The organism is Pseudomonas sp. Xaverov 259 (assembly GCF_019352915.1).
Classification (GTDB): domain Bacteria; phylum Pseudomonadota; class Gammaproteobacteria; order Pseudomonadales; family Pseudomonadaceae; genus Aquipseudomonas.
Genome location: NZ_JAAAFV010000018.1, coordinates 410,154 through 435,813, shown reverse-complemented (window position 1 = coordinate 435,813; position 25,660 = coordinate 410,154). Strand labels below are relative to the sequence as shown.

The window sequence follows — 25,660 nt, the reverse complement described above, 5'->3', positions numbered from 1 at the left end:
GCGAAGCGGCCCCAAACCCATCACCCCATTCTTTCTGAAAGAATAGAGTGCCTTTATTGGGGCTGCTCCGCAGCCCAGCGCAGGGCAAGCCTGCTCGCCACAACAAGCCCGCTCCCACATTTGATCTGCGTCGCCTGATAGACTCTCCCCACCTCCACCGCCCGCGAGCCGCCGCCCATGCTCCACGTGTTATTCAGCGTCTACCTGAAAATGCTGGTGCTCTACAGCCCGTTCTTCGTGCTGTCCTGCTTTATCAGCCTGACCCGTGGTTACTCCAGCAAAGAGCGGCGGCGCCTGGCCTGGAAAGTCGCGTTGGCCACGCTGGTGTCGAGCGTGTTGCTCTACCTGTTCGGCAGGGTGATTTTCAGCGTGTTCGGCATCACCGTGGATGCTTTCCGCATCGGCGCCGGCAGCGTGCTGTTTATCTCGGCCCTGGGCATGGCCCAGGGCAAGTCAGCGGTGCAGACCGACAATGTGCAGCAGGACGTCACCATCGTACCGCTGACCATCCCGCTCACGGTCGGCCCCGGCACCATCGGTGCGCTGCTGGTGATGGGCGTAAGCCAGCCGCACTGGGATGACAAGTTCATGGCTATCGTCAGCATTGCCCTGGCCAGCCTCACGGTCGGTGTGGTGCTGTATTTGTCCAACCGTATCGAACGCATACTGGGTGACCAGGGCTTGCAGATTGTCAGTCGGTTGATGGGTTTGTTCGTGTGTGCGTTGGCCGCGCAGATCATCTTTACCGGTGTGCGCGGTTATCTGGTGCCTTAAATCCGGTACTTCGCGATCGCCAGTTGCACCTTGTCACCGGCACTCTCGCGCATCAGTTGAAGGGTTTTTTCGTTGACCATCGAGGTATTGAGCACCAGGCAAGTCTGGCCGCTGAAAGCCTCGACCGAAGAACTGTCCCACTCCAGAAATGGCAGGCCCAACTGTTTGCTCACACCGTGGGTGCTGTAAGTCGCCAGCACCATCATCAGCTCTCCCGCCGTTTCAGCGCAGGACGCCAAGCCAAAATCGCCGCCCTGGTGCACCGTGCTGTTGCGTTTGAACAACTCAAACAACGCAGGTTGATGCTTCAAGGCCTCCAGCGCATCGGCGGCCAGTTTCGGCAATGCCGACAGCAACGGCCCGGCCAGTGAAGTGGCTGCCAGCGCCGCGATGATACTCAGTGCCGCCACCTGCACCGTCAGCCCCTTGTCGGAGCTTGAGACCCGCTCAAAGCGGCTGCGCACCGGCAACCAGCCCAGGCTGACCATCACCTTGATAAACTCGTCGTACCACGCCTCGCTCCCTCGTTGCACCTTCAGCACATCACTCACATAACTGCTGGCCAACAGGTAGCTTTTACGAATGTATTCACGGTTCAACGCCGACATGCCCTCGATAAACGAGATCACGCCATTGTTGACGACGGCTGCATTGCTATCATCTTCCGCGTCCAGCGGCGCCGAGTGCTTGGCGCCCGGTGCCCCTGGCAGCTTGTAGGCGGCAATCAACTTGCGCCTTTTAGCACTGATGATCCTTTTGTGATGTCGCTCCATTTTCAGTTCTCCACAAGCACCCCACATGGGGCTTGTCTTCACACTAGTCCAGCGACCAGCGCGCTTTCCAGGCCACAAACATCGCTTGGCGCACCCGTCGAAAAAACGCCACCCAGCAATAACAAGGCGTACCGGTAGACCTTCGCTCTTTCATCGACAAAAAAAGAAAAAGCCCCGAGTAACAAGAGGTTTTCACCCAGTGTTACTCGGAGCCTTCTTACTTGCCGCAGGCTGTTTTCAGGAAGCGGGTTTCTCGCCATACCAGCGCGGCGTGTACACCCATTCGCCGCCACCGGCGCGGGGGAATACGCAGGTGGTGGACGAACCGATCAGCACCATGGTGCGCATATCCACTTGCTCAGGCGTCAACTGCCCCAGCGTAGTAACGCGCAGGGTCTGGCCTGGGCGCCCGATGTCGCGGCCCAGCACCACCGGTGTTTCGGGAGTGCGGTGCAACGCGACGATTTGCAGGGCGCGCCCCAATTGCCATGGCCGCGAACGCGAGATCGGGTTGTAGAACGCCAGCGCCAGGTCGGCCTGGGACGCAAGGTCCAGGCGCTTTTCGATGATCGACCAGGGCTTGAGGTTGTCCGACAGCGACATCACGCAGAAGTCATGCCCCAGCGGCGCACCTGCCTGGGCCGCAGTGGCCAGCGAGGCCGAAACGCCCGGCAGGATTTCCAGTTCAACCTGATGCCAGGCCGGGTCGCTGGATGCGTGCAACGCCTCGAGCACCGCCGCCGCCATGGCAAATACGCCAGGGTCGCCGGACGACACCACCACTACCGAACGCCCTTGAGCGGCCAACTCGAAGGCGTGGCGAGCGCGTTGCATTTCTTCGCGGTTGTCGGTGCAGTGTTGCACTTGATCGTCGCGGAACGGCCCGGCCATGCGCACATAGGTTTCGTAACCCAGCACATCGGTGCAACGCGCCAGCTCGGCCTTCACCGCCGGCACCATCAACTCGGCTGCGCCAGGGCCAAGGCCGATCACGGCCAGGCGGCCACGGGCACGGCCGACGTGCGACAAGTCCAGCGGTTGCTCTGCCACTGTGATCACGATGTCCGCGTCTTGCGCCACTTGCGCAAAACGCAACGGCACACCTAATTCCAACGCGGCTTGCTGCAACGAGGCGTCGGCCATCTGCGTGTCGCTGGCTAGCAGGCAGGCCAGCGATTGCACGGCGATGCCTGCATCGTGCAAAGCCGCTTGCACGCGCGTAGCTAAATCCACGCTCGGCTTACAGGTGACACACACCGTCTTCGGATAAATCAGCAACTCATTGGCAGCCGGCACGCGCTCGGCACTGCCCACGTGAATCGCCAGACGTGCGTGCTGATCCTGCGGCAAATTCGCCTGATCCAGCCACGGCGCCACGCCTTCGATGCGCACGCTTTCGCCGGCCAGCAGGTCCGAGACAAACCGTTTGCCCAGCTCCAGATCGGCCAACGCATAACCCGCAGGCGGGTTGAGCAGGCAAGTGCCAAAACGCAGCTCGCCGCTGGTGGTGATCGCCGCAGCGACGCCCAGTGCCGCGCCAATTTCTCGCGCCATCAGGTTCACACCGCCCAGGCCGCCGAGCAACGGCACCACGGCGCTGCCATCTTCGGCCACGGCGAGCACAGCCGGCTCTTCGCCTTTTTCCAGCAGCAGCGGCGCCAGCGTGCGGATCACGATACCGGCAGCACACAAAGCAATCAGCGGCGTGCCTTGCTGGTACAGCTGGCGCAGAGTCGCGCCGAACTCACTGTAAGCCTGGTCCGCCCCTTCAACCCGCCCGGCCAAGCCGTGGATCAGCGCGCCAGGGTAAACCTGTGCGATCTTGCGCGCCGTCGCCAGGCTGCCCTGGCCAAGAATCACAATCGCCGGGCGCATCAACCTTGCCACCTTTCACCCGGCACGATGATCAGCGAGAAGTACGGCGAAGACGCCGGGTCGACTTGATCCAGCGGCACTATTTTCTGATTAGCCATGGTCGCGCGCTCAACGTAGAGCGCGCGCTCGGCCAGGCCGAGCTCTTGCAGCACCTGGCGCACCTTGGGGAAATTACGCCCCAGCTTCATGATCACGGCGGCATCGGCATCCGCCAGCCGGCGCTTGAGGTCGTCGTGGGGCAACACGCCGGAGAGCACCGACAAACTCTGATTGCGGTACACCAACGGCGCGCCGAGCACCGAGGCGCCACCGAGCATTGAGCAGACGCCGGGGATCACCTGGGCTTCATAGCGCTCGGCCAAACGGTCGTGCAGGTACATGTAGGAGCCGTAGAAGAACGGATCGCCCTCGCAAATCACCGCCACATCGCGGCCAGCGTCCAGGTGCGCGGCTACATCGAGGCTGGCGTTGTCATAGAAGTCGCTGATGATCTGCTCGTAAGACATCGGTGCCGGCAGCACTTCGGTGGTCACCGGGTACACCAGCGGCATCAGGGTCTGCTGCGCCACCAAGTGGTCTTCGATAATGCCGAAAGCATTGCCTTTCTTGCCCTTGGCCACGAAATACGCCACCACCGGCGACTCGCGCAGCAGGCGCAGCGCCTTGAGGGTGATCAGTTCGGGGTCACCGGGGCCAACGCCCAGGCCAATCAAACGTCCGCGTACAGGCATTATTCGACCTCCGTGGCCAAGGCGTTGACTGCTGCTGCGGCCATCGCACTGCCGCCCAGGCGGCCTTGCATAATCACAAACGGCACGCCACGACTGTCGGCCGCCAGCATCGCCTTGGATTCAGCGGCACCGACAAAACCTACCGGGAAGCCCAGGATCAACGCCGGTTTCGGCGCGCCGGCGTCGAGCATTTCCAGCAGGTAGAACAGCGCCGTCGGCGCGTTGCCGATCACCACCACGCTGCCTTCCAGGTGCGGGCGCCACAGTTCCAGCGCGGCAGCTGAACGGGTGTTGCCCAGCTCCCGCGCCAGCTCTGGCACGCTATCGTCGCGCAAGGTGCAGATCACCGGGTTATTGGCCGGCAGGCGCGCGCGGGTCACGCCTTCGGAGACCATGCGCGCGTCGCACAAAATCGGCGCGCCTGCGGCCAACGCATCGCGCCCGGCCTTGCCTGCGCCTTCGGAGAACTGCAGGCCGTCGATGGCGTCGACCATGCCGCAGGCATGAATCACCCGCACCGCGAGTTTTTCCAAGTCAGCCGGGATACGCTCCAACTTGGCTTCCGCGCGAATAATGGCGAAGGAGTTGCGATAGATCTCCTGACCGTCGCGGATGTAATCAATCATCGGTGTTGCTCCGTGTGCGGCCGCGTAACAGGGCGCCCGCCGCTTCAATGGAAAGAGTGCGTGCGTGCAGCCGGCCGAAACCGGGTTGGGCTGCCTCGCGAAAATAGACGTCGTAGTGGCCGGGGCTTACCGCCAGCAAGGTGACCGGCGCGGTGTGTGCGGCAGCGCAAGAACGCACGCAGCCGGACAGGTGTACGTCGTGGCCGGGTTGCAGCGCAGCCAGTTGCAGGGCATCGGCCTTGGTGTCGGCCAGGCCTTTGCCACAGCCGCTTGAGCCGGTGCAGGCGATCATGCGCGCCAGGGGTTGGTCGACTGAGCAGAGAAAGCCCAATCGCTCCAAGCCTGCAGTCACGGCGCCGTGGTTGTTAAGGTTGGGCAGCAGTACGCCCTGCCACGGCGTGAAACGCAACGTGCCGTCGCCAAACTCACTGGCCAGCTGCGCGGCGCCTTTGAGCATGATCGAGTCCAGACGCCCCAGCGGCGCAACGGCGGCAACATAGAACAGGTTTTTTTGCCGTTGTGGATAAGTGCCCAGGTGCAACAAAGCCCCACCGGCCGGGCGTTTGAACCCATCCACCGGCAATAACGGCAGGCTCAGGTGGGCCAGTAAGTTATCCACAGCCAAATGACGCATGCGGGTTTGCGTCGGTGTCGCCAGGTCGAGAAACGTTTCCAGCACCGCCACGACCAGGGCATGGCCTTGCTCGAGCGGCACAGCGGCCAAGGGTGCATCCAGCCCCGGACAACCGGCCAGGCCAAAAGCCCAGAGTGTCTCGCCCGCCTGTTCAAACGCCGACAGCCACAGATCGTGGTGATGCTCGAGCATCGCCAGGGCTTCACCGCCATCGAGCTGCACGGCGAATTTGGCCGACAGTTCATGGAAACGTGGATGATTTTGCAGGGTGGCGAGGACCTGATCCGCCAGCGCACGCGTGTCAAACAGCATCTGCGGGTCGATACCGGCGCTGGGGCTGAGCATCAGGTTGCGCACGTCGTCGCCGGCGGCGTTGCTGGGGCCAAGCCCTGCGGCCAGCAGCAGCGCGATCAATGCATCCTGCTCGGCGCCTATGCCGCGAATCTGCAGGTTGGCGCGGTTGGTGGCTTCGATCACCCCGCCCGCATAGGCCTGCGCTGCGTCGGCCACGGCAACTGCCTGGGCGGCAGTGATAGAACCACCGGCCAATTTGACTCGGCAAATCCCGCCATCCAGCGCCTGGACGATACGCAGCAACCCCGGACAAGCCGAGGGGCGCAAGGTATTCAGAGCAGGCGTTGGGTTCACGGGGCTACCGGTTGACGGGTAAAGGCGCGGTATTATGCCTGCTTTGTCCGGCGGCATGAAAAGCCTGCCCGTCGGATGTCGTTCAAGGAATTCATATGTCGCCCTGGCTGACGGTTGTAGGCATCGGTGAAGACGGCTTCAAGGGGCTGGGCAGAAACGCCCGGCACGCCCTGTTGCGCGCCACCCGGATTATAGGCGGCCAACGCCAGTTGGACCTGCTGCCCGTGTGTATTCGTGGCGAGCGCCAGCTGTGGCCAAGCCCGTTTTCCCTGGAACCGGTGCTGGCGCGACGCGGCGAGCCTGTGTGCGTGCTGGCCAGCGGCGACCCGATGTTCTATGGCGTAGGCGCCAGTCTGGCGCGCCAGGTGGCGGCTGAAGAACTGCTGATTTTACCGGCGCCGTCCTCCGTGTCATTGGCGGCGGCGCGTTTGGGCTGGCCATTGCAGGAGGTGGTGACGTTATCCGTGGTGGCGCGGCCTTTGGCGGCGATTAATGCGCACCTGGCCAGTGGCGTGCGGTTGCTGGTGTTGAGCAATGACGGGCGCAGCCCTGCCGCGATTGCCGCGCTGTTAGCCGAGTCCGGTTTCGGGCTCAGCCGGATGAGCGTGTTTGAACACTTGGGCGGCACAAACGAACAGCGCATCGACAGGCTGGCTGCTGATTGGCAACACGCCTCGGTTGCGGACTTGAATCTGGTCGCCATCGACTGCCTGGCCGACGCCAACACCCCGCGCCTGTCACGCCTCGCCGGGTTGCCGGATTCGGCTTTCAAACACGACGGCCAACTGACCAAGCGCGATGTGCGCGCCATGACCCTCGCCCGCCTCGCGCCCATGCCCGGCGAATTGCTCTGGGACGTGGGCGCCGGCAGTGGCTCCATCGGCATCGAGTGGATGCGCGCGCACCCGAGTTGTCGCGCACTGGCGATTGAAGCCGACGCAGGCCGCCAAGGGCTGATCGAGCATAACCGCGATGCCCTCGGTGTGCCCGGCCTGCAACTGGTTCGCGGCAAGGCGCCGGATGTGTTGCTCGGCCTTGAGGCACCAGACGCGATCTTTATCGGCGGCGGCGTCACCCGCGACGGCGTACTCGACACCTGTTGGCAACACCTGCGTCCCGGTGGGCGTTTAGTCGCCAATGCCGTAACCCTGCAAAGCGAAATGACCCTGATGGCCTGGCGCGCTGAACACGGCGGCGAACTGACCCGCATTCATGTGGCCCAGGCCCAGCCACTGGGCGAGTTCGACACCTGGCGTCAGGCGCTGCCGATTACCTTGCTGGAAGTGATCAAGCCGCTATGAAACGCATCCTGTTATTGGGCGGCGTGACCGAAGCATTGGCCATAGCCCGCACGTTGGGGCCTGAGCATATCTACAGCTTGGCTGGCGTGGGCCGCGTGCCTACAGACCTCACCTGCCAGGTACGCGTCGGCGGTTATGGTGGGTTTGAAGGCTTGGCGCAATTTGTTCGCGATGAGCAGATCAGCCTGATCCTCGATGCAACCCACCCGTACGCGGCGCAGATCAGCCAGAACGCTGCCACGGCGGCAAAAGTGTGCGGCATTCCCTGCTGGGCGTTGCGGCGTTCGGCATGGCAGCCGCAGGCAGGTGACGACTGGCGCGAGGTGGGAGATTGGGCGCATCTGATAGAAGCACTCAAACCCTTCAAGCGCCCATTGTTCACCTTGGGGCGCGAGCCACTGCAGCACCTGAATGAAATCCCCGCCGATCAATTCTGGACGCTGCGCGCACTGGATGTGTATCCGGGCAATGCGCGCTGCGAAGTCATCGGCGCGCGTGGGCCGTTTCTGATTGAGGACGAGCGCGCGTTGTTTGAGCGGCGTGAGATTGATGTGTTGATCAGCAAGAACAGCGGCAGTGCAGCGACCGAGCCGAAGCTGGAAGTGGCACGCGAACGTGGGGTGCCGGTGCTGGTGTTGAAGCGGCCGGTGTTGGCGGGGGTGGATAGAGAGTTCACCGACGTGGCAGCGGTGCTAAAGGCAACCAGCACTCTCTAAACACCACCTATCCAATGTGGGAGCGGGCTTGCTCGCGAAGGCGGTGTGTCAGTCACCGGATGAATTGACTGACACTGCGCTTTCGCGAGCAAGCCCGCTCCCACACTTGGAATGCATTATCAGGCTGCTGCCGTCGACTGCCCTATGCCTTTATGCACGCGTTCAGCCAGCAATTGCGCCAGCTCAATCAACTGCGCAACGCCCAGCAATTCCTCTCGCTTTGGGCCATCCAGGTCAAACGCAAGGTCGCAACTCAGCGCATTGGCCGAGGCGAGTGTTTCGCTGAGGTTGACCAGCAGGTCTTCGGTGCTGATCCCGTCGGCTACGGTGAATAGGCAAATGGGAGGACTGGGGGTGGGTTTAATCATTGTGAAGCTCCGGAGAAGTAAAAAGGAGCTGCCACTGATCGCCGCGACACGATGGGGGTGGCAGCTGTACGCAGGTTCGCGGACCGATTCTCCGAAACAACCGGCATACCCGAAGGTATCCCGCGCACAGCCGCCATAGCGCCGCACAGTAGACGATAAAAAAGCGCCAACTGAAAGGAGACGATGACGCTTTTGCGTCTGGAGAAATCCGGGCCGCGACGCCCGACCGCTGAGTTTGCAGCGGCGTACACAGACTAGAGTTCCACCTTCCTAGGGACAACCTCAAAGACTTGTAAGACGTTTCTGTTTGCACGAATAACCAGCCGGACGGCCAACTATTTAGCTTCTCCGCCCAAAGTCGAATCCACCTACAAATACTTCCGAACCATCTGGCTGGCACAGCCAAAAGCCCTCGCCCTAACCTCCCCTCTCGCGGTTTTGCATCAGCATGCGAAACCGTAGGAAATGGCGTATCGGAAATGCGCATCCACTATGGCCCTGGGTACCGGGTTTACTTTACGCGCATCGGTGAGGTGGTTTACCTGCTGTTGATCGGAGGCGATAAATCAACGCAAAAGCGCGACATACAACGCGCTAAACAGATTGCAGATGAATTTGGCAAAGGAGTGAACCATGACTGAATTTAGAGATTTCGACGTAGCTGAGCACCTCAAAACCCCGGAAGACATGGCCGAGTACCTTGAAGCGTCTTTCGAAGAAGACTCTGGTGACGGCTTACTGATTCGTTCAGCCCTCAACAACATCGCACGCGCCCAAGGCATGACCCAAGTAGCCCGCGACGCCGGCCTTGGAAGAGAAAGTTTGTACAAAGCCCTTTCCAGTGCTGGCAATCCTGAGTTCGCGACTATCATGAAAGTAATGAAAGCGCTGGGCCTCAGGCTTCACGCCACTGCGGTCTGACCTGGTGCGACACCAAACCACACCGCCGCTTTTTACTTATGCCCCCCGATCAGGCTAAATACCCACCTGATCGCTTAACCCTACGGATTGTCCGCCATGGCCCGTCAACGCTTTGCAATTGTGTGGATCGCCTGCTTTGCAGTGCTGTTCAACGCCTTTGCCATGCCGCTGGCCAGCGCGATGCAACAGTCGCAAGACCCTGTGCAGCAATTGCTGTGGGGCAGTTTCTGTTCCTCCAATGGCGCCAGTCTCAAGACCATTGCCTTGGGCAAGTTGGACATCCCGACGCCGCCCCAGGAAGATCATTCGGCCATGCAGCATTGCTGGTGTTGCTCGGGTTCACCACCGCTGGTGGCGTTGCCGGGGCATGTGCCGCAGCTGTATGTCACGCGTTTTGATGCGGTGCCGGGCCTGTCGCCGCCCGCACTGCAAGCCCCGACCCCGCGCCAGCAATGGCCGAGCCTCAACCCCCGCGCCTCTCCAACGGTCTGATTCGTTCGCAAGTGAACTGCGTTTAGAACCGTTCTGGAGAACTGCCATGCTTAAATCTTCCCTGCTGCTGGCTGCCTTGTTGCTGCCGGTGTTCAGTGCTGCCAATGCCGATGACTACAAGGCCGGCGACTTGCTGGTCAGCGATCCCTGGTCCCAGGAATTGCCGCCGAATGCGCCGACCGTCGCCGCCTATTTTGTGATTCATAACCAAGGTGACAGCGCGGATCGCCTGGTTAGCGTCGATACGCCCGTGGCTGCCGAAGCCCAGCTGCATGAGCATGTGATGCAGGGTGACTTGATGAAGATGCAAAAGGTGGACACCGTTGCCATACCGGCCAAGGGTGATCTGACCTTCGCACCTATGGCCTACCATGTGATGCTGCTGGACCTCAAAGACCGCAGCAAACTGCGCGACGGCCAACACTTTCCACTCACTCTGAACTTCGAAAAAGCCGGCCCGGTGCAGGTTGAAGTCTCGGTACAAAAAGCGCCGCCGATGGCCGGCCACGAGCATATGCACGCCCAATAGGCCAACGTAAATGGGCGCCCCTCGCGCCAGGTTGTTGCCACACCGCCGCGGGCCCATGAGCCTGGCGCGCGGCAGTTGGATCAGCCTGTTCGCCATGCTGATGATCTTTATCGGTCCGCTGATTTCCCAAGCGATGCCGATGGATCATCACGCCGGTATGTCGATGGAAATGTCCATGGACATGCCCTCGAGCGGCCATGGCGAACACCAGCAAGCCCCCAGCGAACACCACGCCCTTTGGGCAAAGTGCGGTTATTGCGACCTGCTGTTCAGTTGCCCCGCCCTGCCCGGCAGCGTGTCCCATGTCACCCTCGACACACCGCCACCGGCGAATGCCCTGACGCCCGCCACTCGCCTTGGCCACGCCCGGCAGAGCATCTTCCCCGGCGCCCGCAGCCGCGCGCCGCCCATCGCTTCGTAAGCACTTCACAGCATCACTTCACACCGGCCGACTCCAGACAGACAGCCGCAGGCTGCTGGCCGTGTTGTTTACGATTGATTGATGGAATTTGTCATGTCCAGGTTTTCTGCTGACTCCCGTTTGGGATGTACCCCCGTTTTCGCTGTTCTGTGCGGCGCACTGCTGGTGCCACAGGCCCACGCCGATGAGCATGAGTTGAGCCCCACGGTCATCACCGCGATCGCCCCCAGCTCACCGCTGACCGTTGTCACCAATCCCAAAGACCCACGCCAACCGGTGCCCGCCAGCGATGGCGGCGACTACCTCAAGACCATTCCCGGCTTTGCGCTGGTGCGCAACGGCGGTACCAATGGCGACCCGGTGCTGCGTGGCATGTTCGGTTCGCGCCTGAATATCCTCACCAATGGCGGCATGATGCTCGGTGCCTGCCCAGGGCGGATGGACGCACCCACCTCGTATATCTCACCGGAAACCTACGACAAGCTCACCGTAATCAAAGGCCCGCAAACCGTGCTCTGGGGGCCTGGCGCGTCCGCCGGCACCATCTTGTTCGAGCGTGAGCCCGAGCAATTCGGCGAGCTGGGCACGCGGGTCAACTCCAGTGTGCTGGCCGGCTCCAACGGGCGCTTCGACAAGGTGGTCGATGCCGCCGCCGGTGGGCCTTTGGGCTACGTGCGGGTGATCGGCAATCAGGCGCACGCCGATGACTACAAGGACGGCAATAACCACACCGTCGCTTCGCGCTACGACAAGTGGAATGGCGATGTCGCCGTCGGTTTCACCCCCGACGCCGACACCTTGCTGGAGCTTACCGCCGGCCGTGGCGATGGCGAAGCGCGCTACGCCGGGCGCGGCATGGACGGTTCGCAGTTTCTGCGCGAAAGCCTGGGGCTGCGGTTTGAAAAATCCAATATCGGTGAGGTACTGGATAAGGTCGAAGCGCAGGTCTACTACAACTACGCCGACCATGTGATGGACAACTACAGCCTGCGCACGCCATCCGGCACCGGCATGATGGCGGGGCCGATGGCTTCCAACGTCGACCGCCGCACCCTCGGCGCACGCATCAAGGCGACCTGGCGCTGGGCCGATGTGCAACTGATCAGCGGCCTGGATGCGCAGACCAACGAGCATCGCCAGCGCAGCAGCATGGGCATCGACACCTACAAGGATCTGCCACGGGTAAAAGACGCCAACTTCCATAACTACGGCGTGTTCAGCGAACTGACCTGGTACGCCGCCGAGCGTGATCGGCTGATCACCGGCGCGCGTCTGGACCGCGCCTCGGCCAAGGATTTGCGCCAGCGCACGGGCTCGGGAATGATGTCGCGTCCCAACCCGACCGCTAACGACACCCGCGCCGACACCTTGCCATCGGGCTTTGTGCGTTATGAGCACGACCTGGCCGACACGCCCACCACCGTCTACGCAGGCCTCGGCCATTCGGAGCGTTTCCCGGATTACTGGGAGCTGTTTTCACCCAACACCGGTGCGGTCGGTTCGGTGAATGCCTTCGACGGCGTGAAGCCGGAGAAAACCACCCAACTCGATTTCGGCGCGCAATACAAAACCGCCGACCTGGAAGCCTGGGCCTCGGGCTATATCGGCCGGGTGCAGGACTTTATCCTGTTCGACTACAAGCCCGGCATGATGGGCACCACCTCCCAAGCCCGCAACGTCGACGCACGCATCATGGGCGGTGAACTCGGCGCGGCGTACAAGCTGACTCAGCACTGGAAAGCCGACGCCAGCCTCGCCTACGCCTGGGGCAAGAACACCAGCGACGGCAAGGCGCTGCCGCAAATGCCACCGCTGGACGCGCGTTTCGGTCTCACCTACAGCCAGGACGACTGGAGCGCCGGCGCCTTGTGGCGTGTGGTCGCGGCGCAAAACCGCATCGACCAGAACAAGGGCAACGTGGTCGGCAAGGACTTCGACAAAAGCAGCGGTTTTGGCGTGTTCTCGCTGAACGCGGCGTACCGCATCAATAAAAATTTCAAGGTCAGCACCGGCGTCGACAACCTGTTCGGCAAAGCCTATGCCGAGCATCTGAACCTGGCGGGTAACGCAGGCTTCGGCTACCCGGCCAGCGACCCGCAAGCCATCAAGGAGCCGGGGCGCACGCTCTGGACCAAAGTCGACATGAGCTTCTAAAAGCATCGCAGCGATGCGGCGGCCCGACGAGCCAGCTCCCACACTTGGAATGCATTCATTCCCCTGTGGGAGCTGGCTTGCCTGCGATAGCGCCCTGACAGACAAAAAATATCTAAAGCCTTGCGGAGCCTAATGATGACCACCCAAAAAATTTCCTTCTACAACCTGGCCTGGCGCTGGCACTTCTACGCCGGCCTTTTCGTCGCACCTTTCATGGTGCTGCTGGCCCTCACCGGCATCATCTACCTGTTCAAACCCCAGCTAGACCCGCTGATGTACGGCAACCTGCTCAACGTGCAAAGCGCCGAGCATGCCCTGAGCGCCGACGAGCAGCTGCAACGCGCCCAGGCCGCTTTTCCCCAGGGCAAAATCAGCAAATACCTGCCACCTGCCGACGCCACCAGCAGCGCGCAATTCGTGATGCACAACGATGGCCGTGAAGTGACGGTATTCGTCGACCCGTATCGCGGCACTGTGCTCGGCGAACAGGATGCCAAATACAACCTGCAAGCCATCGCCCGCGCATTGCATGGCGAACTGATGATCGGCACCGTCGGCGACCGTCTGGTAGAACTCGCCGCTGGTTGGGGCGTGATGCTGGTGGTGTCCGGCGTGTACCTGTGGTGGCCTCGCGGCAAGTCTTCGGCGGGTGTGTTGTGGCCACGGCTCAACAGTCGTGGTCGAGTGTTCTGGCGCGATATGCATGCGGTGACCGGTTTCTGGGGCGCGGCATTTTTGCTGGTGATGCTGCTCAGCGGCATGACCTGGACCGGCTTCTGGGGCAAGCAATACGCCGAGCTGTGGAACAAGTTTCCCGCAGCGATGTGGAACAACGTGCCGCAGTCCGACCAGCAAGCGCGCAGCCTCAATACCGCCAGCCAGCAGACCGTGCCGTGGGCGATGGAAAACACGCCGATGCCGATGTCCGGCGACCACGCCGAGCATATGCATCACGCTGCTATGCATTCAGGTCCTGCCGCGCCGACGGTACGCCTGCAACAAGTGGTCGACCTGGCCAACGCGCGCAAGGTCGAACCCGGCTACAGCATCACGTTCCCCACCACCGCCGAAGGCGTATTCACCGTGGCGGTGTTTGCCAACGACCCGCGCAATGATGCGACCCTGCATGTGGACCAGTACACCGGCAAAGTGCTGGCCGACGTGCGCTGGGAACACTACAACCTCGTCGCACGCGCCACCGAAACCGGCGTGATGCTGCATGAGGGCAAGATGTTCGGCTGGGTTAATCAGCTGATCGTGCTGGTGATTTGCTTGATGATTTTGCTCAGCGCGGTGAGTGGCGTGGTGATTTGGTGGAAGCGTCGGCCACAAGGAGCGCTGGGAGTTCCGCCGTTGCGCCATGACCTGCCGAAGTGGAAAACCGCGATGGTGATCATGTTCGCACTGGCGATTATTTTTCCGTTGGTGGGTGCATCGTTGATCCTGGTGTGGGCGTTGGATCGCCTGGTGCTGGCGCGCCTTTTCAACCAACGTGAATCTGCCTCAGGTTCTGCATGAGGTAGGCGAGATGCCCACGGCAGAGGCCTCCTGTAGCCTTGCGCGACTTTTGTCGCGCAGCCAATAAGTGTTAACTTATAACACTTTCTGCGTTATCGTTGCTCGCCGCGCCCTGCGGCGAGCACACCCTTTCAAGAAGCGATTGATCGACCGATGAACAAGTACCTAGCGTGCGGCGTATGCCTGCTCGCCCTGCACAACAATGCCCAGGCGCTGACCCTGCCCGCCAGCCCCGTGACCGCGCCCGCCGTGGATGACGAACGTGTCGACCTGAACACGCCGACCACTGCCGGTTCGCGCTTGAACCTCACGGCCTTGCAAACGCCAGGCAGCGTTGAGAGCCAGACCGGCGAGAAGATCCGCGAACGCGGCGACGCCAGTGTGCAGGACGCCATTTCCCGCGCCACCGGCATCAGCCGCACCGGTTCGCCGGGCGACGGCGGCACGTCATTGCAGGCCCGTGGGTTTACCGGGCAGAGTTCGGTGCTGCAGCTGTACGACGGGCAGCGCATGTTCGATGGCGCAGGCACGTCCACCTTTCCGGTGGATACCTGGTCGGTTGAGCGCGTGGATGTGCTGCGCGGCCCGGCCTCGGTGATGTACGGCCAGGGCGCCACCGGCGCGGTGATCAATACCATTGCGAAGAAGCCGTTCAGCGGCGAAATCGAAAACCACATCCGCCTCGGCTATGGCTCCGATGACCGCCAGCAACAAGCCCTGGACAGCGGCGGCTCGCTGACCGACACACTGAGCTACCGCCTGAACGTCAACCGCCTGCGCAGCAACGGCTTCATCGCGCGCGGCGACTCTGCCAGCGATTTCGTCAGCGGCGCGCTGCGCTGGCAGCCGGCCGACAACCTGAGCTTCACCCTGGCCCACGACTACGGTGACCAGAGCCCGCAGAACTACTACGGCACCCCGCTGATCAACGGTCAGTTGCACAAAGGCCTGCGCGACAAGAACTACAACGTCAGCAACGACAAACAGCACTACAACGACCAGTGGACGCGCCTGACCAGCGAGTGGCAGATCAACGACAACGTCACCGCGACCAACGAGCTGTCGTACCTGAAAAACCAACGCCGCTGGCAGAACGCCGAGAGCTACAACTATGTGAATGGCGGCCTGGTGCGCCAGGACTACCTGGGCATCAAGCACAACCAGGAACAGGTCGGCGACCGCCAGACCTTCACTTTCAAACACACGCTGTTGGGCCTCGACAGCCAGACGGTGACGGGCGTCGAGTACAACCGCATTCGCTTCCGCCTGGCCAGCAACGCGCCGTTTAACGACGTGCCAGGCGGCGGCCAGCCGGTGGATATTCAGCATCCAGTGCCGCAACCGTTTGTGAGCGACAGCCCTTTTATTGCGCAGTCGGTCAGCACCACCAAACAACTCGCTGCCTTCGCCGAAAACCGCCTGCAACTGACCGACAAACTCTCGCTGATCACTGGCGCGCGCCGCGACTACCTGCACATCGACAGCAATGACCTGACAACCGCAAACCAAGACTCCGACAAGACCTTGACCGGCAACAACTGGAAAGCCGGCCTGGTCTACGCGATCACTCCGAACACCTCGGTTTACGGCCAGTACGCCACCAGCACCGACGGCGTCGGTAGCTTGATCAGCCTGAGCCCGAGCCAGCAGCAGTTTGGCTTGTCCACCGCCAAACAGGCCGAAATCGGCTTCAAGCAGGCGTTCTGGGACTCGCGTGGCGAATGGACCCTGGCGGCTTATCACATCGTCAAAAAGAAACTGCTGGTGAGCATCCCCGGCACCACGCTCAAGGAGCAAGTCGGCCAGCAATCCTCCAACGGCCTGGAAGCCAGCCTCGACCTGCAACTGCCCAACGCCTGGCAGCTGCAAGCCAACGCGGCCATTGTGCGGGCGCAGTACGACGACTTCTCCGAAGTGGTCAACGGCCAGGCGGTTTCCCGCGACGGCAACCGCCCGGTGGACGTGCCCAACCGCACCGCCAACCTGTGGTTGAGCAAGGCGGTGACCGATGACATTCGCGCCGGTGCCGGTGTGCGTTACGTCAGCGCCCGTTATGCCGACACCGCCAACAGCAGCGAAGTACCCAGCTACACCGTGGCCGACGCCACCGTATCGTGGAAAGCCATGCGCAATACCACCCTGGGCCTTGAGCTGAACAACCTGTTCAACCGCACCTACGCCGTCAGCCAGTACAACAACGGCCAACAGTGGATACTCGGGGAACCGCGCTCGTTCTTCGTCACGGCGGACTACACCTTCTAACTGAAACAGCACGGACTCATGTGGGAGCGGGCTTGCTCGCGAATGCGGTGTGTCAGGCAATGGAAATTTCACTGATCCACCGTATTCGCGAGCAAGCCCGCTCGCACATTTTCGATTTGCGTTGACCTTGAGAATATTGATGGCCTCACTCACCCTCACCGACCTTGGCTGGACCCCACCCGGCCACGACCACTGCAATCACCGCTTCCAGCTGCGTGACGCCAGCTTGCAGGTCGGTGCGGGGGAGTTTGTCGGGCTGATCGGGCCTAACGGCAGCGGCAAGACCAGCCTGTTGCGTTGCGCCTATCGATTCACCCGGCCGGAGCGCGGCGACGTAACGTTTGCGCATCAGAACGTCTGGAAGCAAAGCGCCAAGTGGTGCGCGCAACGCATCGCTGTGGTGCTGCAGGAATTCCCCGACGCGTTCGGCTTGCGTGTGGATGAAGTGGTCGCCATGGGCCGCACGCCCCACAAGGGGTTGTTCGACAGCGACACCCAGCACGACCAGCAACTGATCCGCCAAGCGTTGGCATCCGTCGGTATGCAGCATTTCGAGGACCACGCCTTCGCCACCCTGTCGGGCGGTGAAAAGCAGCGCGTGATTCTCGCCCGCGCCCTGGCGCAGCAACCGCAGCTACTGATCCTCGATGAGCCAACCAACCACCTCGACCCGCGCTATCAGCTGGAGCTGTTAAGGCTGGTCAAGCAGTTGAACATCGGCACCCTGGCCAGCATCCACGACCTGAACCTGGCCGCCGCGTTCTGTGATCGCCTGTACGTGATCAACCACGGGCGCATCGTCGCCAGTGGCACGCCCCGAGAAGTGCTGACCGCCGCGTTGTTGCGCGACGTGTTTGGCGTCGACGCCTTGATCGACACTCATCCCTTGTCCGGCTACCCCCGAATCACCTGGATAACCCAACCATGATCCTGCGCGCCCTGCTGTCTCTGCCTCTGTTGCTCGGCACTGCCCACGCACTCGCTGAAAGCACCCATTACCCGCTGACAATCAAAAGCTGCAACCGCGACGTGACCTTCCAGCAAGCCCCGCAACACGCGGTCAGCCACGACATCAACATGACCCAGATGATGCTCGCCCTGGGCCTTAAGCCACGCATGGCCGGCTACAGCGGCGTGACGGGCTGGAAGTCAGTGCCGCCGGACATGGCCGCGATCCTCGAAGGCCTGCCGGAGCTGGCGAGCAAGTACCCGTCGGTGGAAACCCTGCTCAACGCCAACGTGGATTTCTTCTTCGCCGGCTGGGATTACGGCATGCGCGTGGGCGGCGACCTCACGCCGCACACCCTGCAACCGTTGGGCATCAATGTGTATGAGTTGACCGAGTCGTGTGCGTTTGTGATGAAGCGCCCGGCCGCGAGCCTGGACGACACCTATAACGACCTGCGCAACCTGGGCAAGATCTTCGATGTGCAGGATCGCGCCAATACCCTTATCGCCCAGATGCAGGCGCAGGTGGCCGAGGTGCAAAAAGACCTGCCCGCCGACAAGCCACGGGTGTTCCTTTACGACAGCGGCGAAGACCGCGCCATGACCTCGGGCCGCCTGGGCATGCCGCAGGCGCTGATCGACGCCGCCGGCGGGCGCAATATTCTCGATGACATCGACGCCAGCTGGACCCGGGTCAACTGGGAAACCGTCGTTGAGCGCAACCCACAAGTCATCGTGATTGTTGACTACAGCGAGGTCACCGCCGAACAGAAGAAACAGTTCCTGCTCGACAACCCTGCATTGCAATCGGTGGACGCCATCAAGTACCAGCGCTTCATTGTGATCCCCTACATGCAGGCCACACCAGGCATCGACAACGTGCTGGCGGTTGAAACCCTGGCCAAGGGGTTCCACGGCGAATGATCACCCGTCGCTACGTTCTGTTATTGAGCGCCCTGGGTGCCTTGTTGCTGGTCTCCTGTGTGATCTCCCTGGGGTTCGGTTCGGCGCGGGTGCCCGTGGACGTGGTGTGGCGAATTTTGCTGAACAAGGTGTTCGGCTTGGGTGGGGTGGACTGGAGTGTGGGCCAGGAACATATCGTCTGGCTGATCCGTGTGCCGCGCATGCTACTGGGGGCGCTGGTAGGCGCCGGGCTGGCACTGATCGGCGCGGTACTGCAGGCGGTCACACGCAACCCGCTGGCTGACCCGCATCTGCTCGGTGTGACCTCCGGTGCCACCCTCGGCGCGGTGATCGTGGTGCTGCATGTGGGTGAAATCATCGGCCTGCTGACCTTGCCCATCGCCGCGTTTATCGGTGCGCTGCTGAGCATGCTGGTGGTACTGGCCGTCGCCAGTCGCAACGGCCGCCTGGAAAGTGATCGCCTGTTGCTGTGTGGGGTCGCGGTGTCGTTCGTGATGATGGCGGTGGCCAACCTGCTGTTGTTCATGGGCGACCACCGCGCCGCCTCGGCGGTGATGTTCTGGATGCTCGGCGGGCTGGGGTTGGCACGCTGGGAACTGCTGGCGGTCCCTGCCGCCACCATACTGCTCGGGTTGGCCCTGCTGTTGGGCATGGCCCGTGCGCTCAATGCCCTGATGGCCGGCGAACAGACCGCCGTGACCCTGGGTTTGAACGCACGCAACGTGCGGCTCAAGGTGTTCCTGATCGCATCGCTGATGACCGGCGTGCTGGTGTCAATCAGCGGCTCCATCGGCTTTGTCGGCCTGATGGTGCCGCACATCGCCCGGCGCCTGGTGGGTGCCGAGCACCGACGCTTGCTGCCGGTATGCGTGCTGCTGGGGAGCGTGTTCCTGGTGTGGGTCGATGTGGCTGCGCGCACCTTGATCGCTCCCGAAGACTTGCCGATTGGCGTGGCCACGGCAGCGATCGGCGGGTTATTTTTTATCGGTTTGATGCGTAAGCGTTGAAGTCAGAGTTCAATCCTGTCCCGTTCATTGTTGCGTTCATACCAGAACTCGCTGTTTGGCGAATCGGACGGCTCTGGCGTGCAGTTCCACTCGTTACCCACTACGCCCAAGCGTGTCCAGAAAGCGTCGACAACCAACACCGACAGACTGCCCTGAGACCGCAATCGAAGGATCAGCGAACAGGGGTCTGGTGCACCCCCCGGGCTGAGCAAGGTGGTTTCAGTCGATGTGAAAGCCGGTACGTACTTAAGCAGGGCGCCGCCCTGACTGGAAAAGTAGCAACTCTTGGCATCGGGCGCATTGCTCTTGATCACCGAGAGATAGTCGCGCAGGTCATCCTTGGAAAGGAATTTGTTCAACAGTCCTTGACCCTTAGACCCACGGCTGGATGTCGAAGGCATCGTTTGGTAGAACGCCTGCACGGCAGCGATCTTGTAGGTGCTCAGTACATTGCTGGCGGGTACATCGAACCCGGCATGATCGATCCAGAACAACAGTTCTCGCGTACTTGCACCTGCGGTGCGCTGATCTTCCACCGGATCAATCGCTACATAGCCTTGGATTTGATCTGGCATCAGTACCGCCCCCAGATATTGCTTACCCAGGAAAGGCGCCACCAGGCCTTGGGCATAACGCGCCGCATCATCGGGATAAAGAAACAACGGCCCACAGAACGAATGAAAATGCGGGTCGTCTGCAAACGCATGGAACGCTCTGTACGGCTCCCATTGCCCCGTCACCCGCTCTTTCCTGCCCCAGACGTCACTGGTCACACGGACATACAATTCCCCCCTGGTGGCCAGGCGGCGCACATAGTCGCGCACTGTGAGGGTACCTTCGAGCAATTGCGTGCGTTCAACGGCCGCGGTGCTCGTCCAGTCGTACAGTGACGCCGTCCTTTGCACCAGGTATTTAAGTAACGCACCATCAGCACACAGCAGATACAGCGCCAGAGTCTTGCCGTTGCGTGCGTAGAAGAGGAACCTCAGCGCCTTACCGATGTATTGGGGCGCGAAAAAGCTCTGCGACAGGCCATCACTGGCCGGGGCAATCGCCACATTCGAAGCACACAGATACATACCGTCGAGCACATAACCTTGGGGCAACTGGCCGTTGATAAAAACTCGCCTGAAATCGTCAAATTCCTCTCTGACAAGCGGCAGGGTCGTCATGTACAGCGACTGTTTCACCGCCTTGAGTACATAACCGAACGATACATCCGCTTGCGGCTTCGCCATGCGCTGGGCGTAGCGAACAGCATCGAGCGCGCGGGTAAAGATCGGGCCACAGGGCGAGTCGAACAAGACCTGGCGAATATCCCCAGGATTGGGCGGCGTCTTAGACGCCTCGAGTTCGCCCCTTATCCGCCTGGGCTGCCCCCATACCCGATCACCTTTCACCACACTCAACTCACCGGCCTTCGCCACCTCCGTAACAAATTCCAGCGGCGTGAGCGCCCCACTGCGGATTTGCTGCTCGACGCTGTTGTCAGCGTAATCCCCCTTGACCAGGTTCAGCGCTGCCAGACGTTTCATGAGTAGCAACTCCTCGGCAGAGCCCGACAGTTGGTAACTCAGAACTGATCCATCGAACCCGAACACATATTCACGTTTGATATGGGCCTCACGGTGCAACAGTCTCGACAGTACCGCGCTCGGTATCATGCTTAGGTAGATGGCTTTCTGGGTGGTGGACAGCAACAGCGGCACCTCTTGATCCGTCAAAGACCGATATCGCGCCACAATCGTGCTGTTCCCCGGATAAAGTCCCGCAGTAACCGCCTGATCCGGAAAGATCCAATTAAGCGCAAAACCTTGGGGCGGTATCGCCAAAGGCGCTGTCGAGGCAAACAGACCACCGGCCAGCCTGAGAATCACCCCGCCATAAGCGCGGCCACTCCCGTGGCTGATTTGAGACTCTGCGTAGCAGGCCGCATCATCAGGGTTGGCGAAGGCGGGACTCAAACTGCGCGGCATCAAGTTCTGGTAGCCGGCCCAGGTTTTAGCCACCACGCCTTGTTCATCCCAGCACTGGCTGGTACGTACCACATGAAGTGCGTTCGGCGCCCACGCCCTGATGAAGTCACGGGGCTGCAACTGGCCGGAGTTCAATTGCGACTCAGCCGTACTCAACAGCTTAGCTGCCGGGCCACCAACGGTTAAGTCGAGCGGTACGGACTTGTAACGCAACAGCGCACCATCAAGGGTTGAAAAATAAATCGGCAGGCTTTTCGCGCTACCTCGATTGGCTTCATAAAGTGAGGCATGCAAGGTTTGAGGCGTGACAAAAAACCGGGTTAACCACTCGGTCGAAGCATTCAGCCCTGCGCGCACCCATTGTTGCGAGCGAAACAGCCCATGCTGTACAAAACCATCGGGAAGCTGGTGCTCGATCAGGGCTGTCAATTTATAAAAGTTGAAGCGATTGAACAGGTCACCGTCACGGGAGGCACCCACCACCTCGCTCGCAACGTACTCTTCCTTGTCCTTGTGTTTGAGGATAAACGCATAGCACGCCTCCTGTGGAAAGTTACGCCCATGCACCCGTCCATGAAGGTCGCGGGCCGCGTCATCGGCACGGGTGAACACGCCACCGTGGGTGACATAATCAAGTGGGCCGGACCTTGGGGCATAGGTATAATTGGCCTCCCAGTCAGCGTAGATCACCGAACGCGGCCCCCACAATGGGTTGCCCTGGATGACGTTGAAATCCCCCGCCTCGGCGAGTCGCCGCACCCATTCGGCAGGTTTGACCTGCCCGCTATCGAGGCGTCGCTGCAGGCTGTGGTCCCCGGCCTGGGGGCTGACATTGGCCAGCAGTGTTGTTTCTGCCGACGACTTGTTTGGGGTGTATTCCAACAAACAATTCGGTGCCGCCGAGAGATAGGCCACTCGCCCGGCCGGGATAATTGAATACATTTCAGTGCAGGAGAATACCTGCTGATTGATCAGCGCCTCGTCCCGTGTCCAGCCGCGCCGCACGATCGGTACCGGGTCGGCCATGGACAGTTCGAGGTGAGAGCCGTAACGCCCGTGCAACACATAGGATTGCGGTGGGATCAACGGGCCGCGGTGACTGACAGGGAAAAACAGCGTGTACAAAAATGGATTGTCGTGGCTTTCTATAGGCTCGGTAATCACAAAGCGACCGTCTTCGCCCTTGAGCACGTAACCGCCATAGTAACGATCCCGCCGATTGCCGATTTGCTCATGGGCGTACACCGCCGCATCGCGCGCCGAGAGAAACGAACGGCTCAATGTTGCCGTGTAGTCCGACACCAGCAGGCGGTCACCCACCGGGCCCACGTCGCCCCACAGGCCGCCCGGCTGGACCACCGACAGATCGGTCGCGCTAATAACCCGACGCACATAAGTGCGCGGGCTGAGCGTGCCATCGAGCAAGCCGGCTTGCGCACCGTTATCGTGCAGCGCACCGCTGCTGGATTCCTGCACCAGCTCGGAGGTGGCTGTGGCCTCGGGCACTTTGAATGCCAGCAACGCGGAATCAGAGGCGTGCATGTACAGGGTCAAGCCACGGGCCGGGTTCTGGATGGCCAGAGTCGCCCGTGCCTGGCGGGTAGCGGCCACCACCTGCGACGGCGTAAAAAACGCGCTGGCCAACCAGGTTTCCCGGGCCGAAATTTCGTTGGTCTCGTACCAACTATTGAAGTAGATAGCCTCCAGCCGGTATTGGGAAGGTAGTCGCAACTCGCCATCACGACGTTTGGGGAATATACCAACAGGCGAAAACAGCGGTTCACTCTTGGGTACCGCCAGCGTCGCTGCGTAGATATCTTCACGCGTATGTTTAAGTACAAATCCAAACTTTGCGCCACTATCGTCGGGGCCGGCGAGTACAAGCGCACGCATCACGGCATGCTCAGGTCGCGAAAAGGCTTCGGTAAAAAAGGGTTGCTGCGGCTGCGCTGTCGCGGCGGTTCTGATGCGCCAGCCCTTGGAGATACGCCCGCGAACGCCACCCCAAACGGGGTTAGCAATGACCACCGACAGCTCGCCGGCCTCGGCCAGCATCCTGATGGGATGCTCGAAATCACTGCTGGTCTCACCGGGGCCACCACGCAGTTGCAGATCCAATTTTTTTTCAATGGCCGAACCACTGCTAACGTACTTGAGCAGTACATCATCCGGCCCAGACAAGTAGTGGACCTTGGCAAACGTTCTTTTTTCAAAACTGAAGAGCTGATCAGCACTGGAATAAAAGTTGTTGAACACTTGCCCCTGATCAGCCGTGAAGTGGGGAATTTGGACCTTGATGTTTTCGGCATCAGCGGGATGGGAGTGATAAAACGCCTCGGCGGCGTAATCATCAGGGGCGATGAACTTGCCCTGATCGTCCGTGGCCAACATGCGCCAGTGATCGAATTGAACGCGCTTTCCCGCTATAGGATGGGTGGCATAGTAGCGATAACCGCGTTTGAGAATGACCCCGCCATACTCGAGGTCGCGCTGCGTACCGATAGCCTCATGAGCCCAACAGGCAGCGTCGTCGGCCGTGATGAAAGCCGGGCTCATCACCGGCTTTGGCATCTTGGCCAAGGGCCGCCACTGTAGCCCCACTTCCCCAACCGTATCCCAAATATGGCTGATCTGTACGACCGACAACGACCCTGCTGCCGCAACACGGGTAACGTATTGTCGCGGGCTTAACGTACCGGCGAGCAACTGGGCCTGCAGGCTTTCATTGGCAGCTGCCCCCTCTTTGTCCTGTTCCATGAGCAACGTTTCGGCAGGCGAACCGGAGAATTCGTACTGCAGCAGTGCGCCATCGGGTGTACGCATATACAACACTAGACCCAATACCGATTCCGCCTCCGGTTCAAGGCCATATTGACGAACCTTGGCGATATAGCGGGACAACTCTGCTGGACGGAAAAAATTCTGGTAAAGCCAGCTCTGTATTGTGGGGACTCCCTGCGTGGCGGGCCTTCCATTAAAATAGAACCCGTGCAGATGAAACCCGGCCGGCAATTTAGGGCCTGACGTCAAGCCCGGGAACCAATAATCGGGAGGCAGTCCGTTCGCAGGTATAACCCGAGGTTTGGAGGCAAGGTATTCATTGCCCTGGGTACTTTTCAGAATAAACACCAACCTTTGGCTGGTGGGGCTGCGATCGAGTTGTTTTTGAGCATAGGACCAGGTGGCCTCCTCAGTCTCCAGCAGATGCCCACAAACGACCTGTTCGGAGACGGAAGCAAAAGGAGCATAAGGCGCCCAATCATCCGGAACCGCGCCCAACGAATTACCCCACGCCGAGCTGGTAGCGAGAAAGGTCAGTCGGCCGACCGACGCATATTTTTTGTAGAGCCCCTCAATGGTGCCGTCATACGCATGAGGTGATTCCCAGGGGCCAGTGGTAGCGAGCCATTGCACAAAATCACTCTCGGCGACGGAACCACTGTGCTCGTACTTGAGCAAGGTGCCCTTGGGGCCGGACAAATAGACGACACCAAACACACCGCGTTCCTGATGCAGGAAAGTAATGTCCTCGACTGAGAAGAAACTTACGAAGGTTTCGACCTGTTGTGACGTCCATTTCGGGTTTTGCTGTTGCGTCGCCGCGATACGGTCGGGATGAGAATGCAGGCACCCGACAATTCTGTAGCCCGGCGGGTGCAAGAAGTCTTTGGTGGAGCTGTCGCGCTCCAGCAATTTCGTCCAATTGAATACGGTACCCCTGTCTGCAATCGGCTCACTGGCGACAAAGCGCTGGTCTGCCAAACGCTGGAGAATGACACTCCCATACTCGACAGTACGCCGACTGCCGATCTGTTCGTGAATATATAGCGCCGTATCGTCGGCACTGACAAATGCCGGGCTTAGGGTACCCAGTTTTAATACAAGCGCTGGAAGGGCTGCGCGCTTCTCACGCGATAAGTCGATGGTCATGGTAACGTCCTTGAATGATCAAATCCGCCAGCGTTCTCAACGCCTATTGAGAAGCTGGACCTGACGTCATTCTGGACAGCAGGCCTGCCACCGACGCTGTAGATAGTTAGCCGTGTCGATGGCCGGCCCAGA

At 60.9% G+C, this 25,660-nt stretch carries 20 protein-coding genes and 1 pseudogene; 14 read left to right on the top strand and 7 right to left on the bottom strand.

Annotation, left to right across the window (positions count from 1 at the left end; all coding sequences use genetic code 11):
• Positions 1 to 177 precede the first annotated feature (177 nt).
• Positions 178 to 774 (top strand): MarC family protein, encoded by a 597-nt coding sequence (locus K0H48_RS04910; protein WP_138817044.1) that lies wholly within the window; start codon positions 178 to 180, stop codon positions 772 to 774.
• Here the strand turns inward: K0H48_RS04910 and K0H48_RS04905 are convergent.
• From K0H48_RS04905 to cobG, 5 genes are all read right to left on the bottom strand, one after another.
• Positions 771 to 1,547, bottom strand: coding sequence for a hypothetical protein (locus tag K0H48_RS04905; protein WP_219266624.1), 777 nt, complete (start codon positions 1,545 to 1,547; stop codon positions 771 to 773). The two genes, K0H48_RS04910 and K0H48_RS04905, sit on opposite strands and share 4 nt — an antisense overlap.
• Positions 1,548 to 1,784: 237 nt before the next feature.
• Complete coding sequence (gene cobJ, locus K0H48_RS04900; RefSeq protein WP_219266623.1) at positions 1,785 to 3,422, bottom strand: precorrin-3B C(17)-methyltransferase; 1,638 nt, start codon at positions 3,420 to 3,422, stop codon at positions 1,785 to 1,787.
• The gene (locus K0H48_RS04895) at positions 3,422 to 4,153 is read right to left on the bottom strand and encodes a precorrin-2 C(20)-methyltransferase (RefSeq protein WP_219266622.1); all 732 of its coding nucleotides are present in this window, start codon (positions 4,151 to 4,153) and stop codon (positions 3,422 to 3,424) included. Before K0H48_RS04895 ends, cobJ begins: the two co-directional genes overlap by 1 nt.
• The gene (locus tag K0H48_RS04890) at positions 4,153 to 4,779 is read right to left on the bottom strand and encodes a precorrin-8X methylmutase (protein ID WP_138817048.1); all 627 of its coding nucleotides are present in this window, start codon (positions 4,777 to 4,779) and stop codon (positions 4,153 to 4,155) included. Before K0H48_RS04890 ends, K0H48_RS04895 begins: the two co-directional genes overlap by 1 nt.
• Positions 4,772 to 6,118 carry a precorrin-3B synthase gene (gene cobG / locus K0H48_RS04885; protein WP_219266620.1) on the bottom strand — a complete coding sequence of 449 codons (1,347 nt, stop codon included), beginning with the start codon at positions 6,116 to 6,118 and terminating at the stop codon, positions 4,772 to 4,774. Before cobG ends, K0H48_RS04890 begins: the two co-directional genes overlap by 8 nt.
• A 38-nt stretch (positions 6,119 to 6,156) precedes the next feature.
• On the opposite strand from cobG, the gene cbiE reads away from it, so the two are divergent.
• Together cbiE and K0H48_RS04875 are read left to right on the top strand one after the other, a co-directional pair.
• On the top strand, positions 6,157 to 7,362 hold the full coding sequence (gene cbiE, locus K0H48_RS04880) for a precorrin-6y C5,15-methyltransferase (decarboxylating) subunit CbiE (RefSeq protein ID WP_219266619.1): 1,206 nt from the start codon (positions 6,157 to 6,159) through the stop codon (positions 7,360 to 7,362).
• On the top strand, positions 7,359 to 8,078 hold the full coding sequence (locus tag K0H48_RS04875; RefSeq protein WP_219266617.1) for a cobalt-precorrin-6A reductase: 720 nt from the start codon (positions 7,359 to 7,361) through the stop codon (positions 8,076 to 8,078). Before cbiE ends, K0H48_RS04875 begins: the two co-directional genes overlap by 4 nt.
• Before the next feature lie 119 nt (positions 8,079 to 8,197).
• Here K0H48_RS04875 and K0H48_RS04870 read toward each other — a convergent pair whose 3' ends face one another.
• Positions 8,198 to 8,446: a DUF6124 family protein gene (locus K0H48_RS04870; protein ID WP_219266616.1), complete on the bottom strand. Its 249-nt coding sequence runs from the start codon at positions 8,444 to 8,446 to the stop codon at positions 8,198 to 8,200.
• A 443-nt stretch (positions 8,447 to 8,889) separates the two neighbouring features.
• Between K0H48_RS04870 and K0H48_RS04865 the strand changes: the two are divergent.
• The 11 genes and pseudogenes from K0H48_RS04865 to K0H48_RS04815 all read left to right on the top strand — a co-directional run.
• Positions 8,890 to 9,087 (top strand): annotated as a pseudogene (locus tag K0H48_RS04865) (type II toxin-antitoxin system RelE/ParE family toxin); the annotation flags it as partial.
• Positions 9,080 to 9,367 (top strand): addiction module antidote protein, encoded by a 288-nt coding sequence (locus K0H48_RS04860; protein WP_200431967.1) that lies wholly within the window; start codon positions 9,080 to 9,082, stop codon positions 9,365 to 9,367. The pseudogene K0H48_RS04865 and the gene K0H48_RS04860, both read left to right, overlap by 8 nt.
• A 96-nt stretch (positions 9,368 to 9,463) precedes the next feature.
• Positions 9,464 to 9,859 (top strand): DUF2946 domain-containing protein, encoded by a 396-nt coding sequence (locus K0H48_RS04855; protein ID WP_068931263.1) that lies wholly within the window; start codon positions 9,464 to 9,466, stop codon positions 9,857 to 9,859.
• 46 nt (positions 9,860 to 9,905) lie between these two features.
• Complete coding sequence (locus tag K0H48_RS04850) at positions 9,906 to 10,388, top strand: copper chaperone PCu(A)C (RefSeq protein ID WP_219266615.1); 483 nt, start codon at positions 9,906 to 9,908, stop codon at positions 10,386 to 10,388.
• A gap of 10 nt (positions 10,389 to 10,398) precedes the next feature.
• Positions 10,399 to 10,809 carry a DUF2946 domain-containing protein gene (locus K0H48_RS04845; protein ID WP_219266613.1) on the top strand — a complete coding sequence of 137 codons (411 nt, stop codon included), beginning with the start codon at positions 10,399 to 10,401 and terminating at the stop codon, positions 10,807 to 10,809.
• A 93-nt stretch (positions 10,810 to 10,902) separates the two neighbouring features.
• Positions 10,903 to 12,963 (top strand): TonB-dependent copper receptor, encoded by a 2,061-nt coding sequence (locus K0H48_RS04840; RefSeq protein ID WP_219266612.1) that lies wholly within the window; start codon positions 10,903 to 10,905, stop codon positions 12,961 to 12,963.
• A gap of 135 nt (positions 12,964 to 13,098) precedes the next feature.
• Positions 13,099 to 14,481, top strand: coding sequence for a PepSY domain-containing protein (locus tag K0H48_RS04835; RefSeq protein ID WP_219266611.1), 1,383 nt, complete (start codon positions 13,099 to 13,101; stop codon positions 14,479 to 14,481).
• Between the two features lie 153 nt (positions 14,482 to 14,634).
• Positions 14,635 to 16,743 (top strand): TonB-dependent siderophore receptor, encoded by a 2,109-nt coding sequence (locus K0H48_RS04830; RefSeq protein WP_219266609.1) that lies wholly within the window; start codon positions 14,635 to 14,637, stop codon positions 16,741 to 16,743.
• Between the two features lie 139 nt (positions 16,744 to 16,882).
• On the top strand, positions 16,883 to 17,671 hold the full coding sequence (locus K0H48_RS04825; protein WP_219266607.1) for an ABC transporter ATP-binding protein: 789 nt from the start codon (positions 16,883 to 16,885) through the stop codon (positions 17,669 to 17,671).
• On the top strand, positions 17,668 to 18,615 hold the full coding sequence (locus K0H48_RS04820; protein WP_219266606.1) for an ABC transporter substrate-binding protein: 948 nt from the start codon (positions 17,668 to 17,670) through the stop codon (positions 18,613 to 18,615). Before K0H48_RS04825 ends, K0H48_RS04820 begins: the two co-directional genes overlap by 4 nt.
• Positions 18,612 to 19,622 (top strand): iron ABC transporter permease, encoded by a 1,011-nt coding sequence (locus tag K0H48_RS04815; RefSeq protein ID WP_219266604.1) that lies wholly within the window; start codon positions 18,612 to 18,614, stop codon positions 19,620 to 19,622. The genes K0H48_RS04820 and K0H48_RS04815 overlap by 4 nt, the downstream gene beginning before the upstream one ends.
• 2 nt (positions 19,623 to 19,624) lie before the next feature.
• Here K0H48_RS04815 and K0H48_RS04810 read toward each other — a convergent pair whose 3' ends face one another.
• Complete coding sequence (locus K0H48_RS04810; protein WP_219266602.1) at positions 19,625 to 25,528, bottom strand: DUF4329 domain-containing protein; 5,904 nt, start codon at positions 25,526 to 25,528, stop codon at positions 19,625 to 19,627.
• Positions 25,529 to 25,660: the final 132 nt, after the last annotated feature.

Bases quoted from the DNA above. Each gene is read 5' to 3' on its own strand.
- K0H48_RS04910 (WP_138817044.1), top strand. From the start codon at position 178: ATGCTCCACGTGTTATTCAGCGTCTACCTGAAAATGCTGGTGCTCTAC.
- K0H48_RS04905 (WP_219266624.1), bottom strand. From the start codon at position 1,547: ATGGAGCGACATCACAAAAGGATCATCAGTGCTAAAAGGCGCAAGTTG.
- cobJ (WP_219266623.1), bottom strand. From the start codon at position 3,422: ATGCGCCCGGCGATTGTGATTCTTGGCCAGGGCAGCCTGGCGACGGCG.
- K0H48_RS04895 (WP_219266622.1), bottom strand. From the start codon at position 4,153: ATGCCTGTACGCGGACGTTTGATTGGCCTGGGCGTTGGCCCCGGTGAC.
- K0H48_RS04890 (WP_138817048.1), bottom strand. From the start codon at position 4,779: ATGATTGATTACATCCGCGACGGTCAGGAGATCTATCGCAACTCCTTC.
- cobG (WP_219266620.1), bottom strand. From the start codon at position 6,118: ATGCCGCCGGACAAAGCAGGCATAATACCGCGCCTTTACCCGTCAACC.
- cbiE (WP_219266619.1), top strand. From the start codon at position 6,157: ATGTCGCCCTGGCTGACGGTTGTAGGCATCGGTGAAGACGGCTTCAAG.
- K0H48_RS04875 (WP_219266617.1), top strand. From the start codon at position 7,359: ATGAAACGCATCCTGTTATTGGGCGGCGTGACCGAAGCATTGGCCATA.
- K0H48_RS04870 (WP_219266616.1), bottom strand. From the start codon at position 8,446: ATGATTAAACCCACCCCCAGTCCTCCCATTTGCCTATTCACCGTAGCC.
- K0H48_RS04860 (WP_200431967.1), top strand. From the start codon at position 9,080: ATGACTGAATTTAGAGATTTCGACGTAGCTGAGCACCTCAAAACCCCG.
- K0H48_RS04855 (WP_068931263.1), top strand. From the start codon at position 9,464: ATGGCCCGTCAACGCTTTGCAATTGTGTGGATCGCCTGCTTTGCAGTG.
- K0H48_RS04850 (WP_219266615.1), top strand. From the start codon at position 9,906: ATGCTTAAATCTTCCCTGCTGCTGGCTGCCTTGTTGCTGCCGGTGTTC.
- K0H48_RS04845 (WP_219266613.1), top strand. From the start codon at position 10,399: ATGGGCGCCCCTCGCGCCAGGTTGTTGCCACACCGCCGCGGGCCCATG.
- K0H48_RS04840 (WP_219266612.1), top strand. From the start codon at position 10,903: ATGTCCAGGTTTTCTGCTGACTCCCGTTTGGGATGTACCCCCGTTTTC.
- K0H48_RS04835 (WP_219266611.1), top strand. From the start codon at position 13,099: ATGACCACCCAAAAAATTTCCTTCTACAACCTGGCCTGGCGCTGGCAC.
- K0H48_RS04830 (WP_219266609.1), top strand. From the start codon at position 14,635: ATGAACAAGTACCTAGCGTGCGGCGTATGCCTGCTCGCCCTGCACAAC.
- K0H48_RS04825 (WP_219266607.1), top strand. From the start codon at position 16,883: ATGGCCTCACTCACCCTCACCGACCTTGGCTGGACCCCACCCGGCCAC.
- K0H48_RS04820 (WP_219266606.1), top strand. From the start codon at position 17,668: ATGATCCTGCGCGCCCTGCTGTCTCTGCCTCTGTTGCTCGGCACTGCC.
- K0H48_RS04815 (WP_219266604.1), top strand. From the start codon at position 18,612: ATGATCACCCGTCGCTACGTTCTGTTATTGAGCGCCCTGGGTGCCTTG.
- K0H48_RS04810 (WP_219266602.1), bottom strand. From the start codon at position 25,528: ATGACCATCGACTTATCGCGTGAGAAGCGCGCAGCCCTTCCAGCGCTT.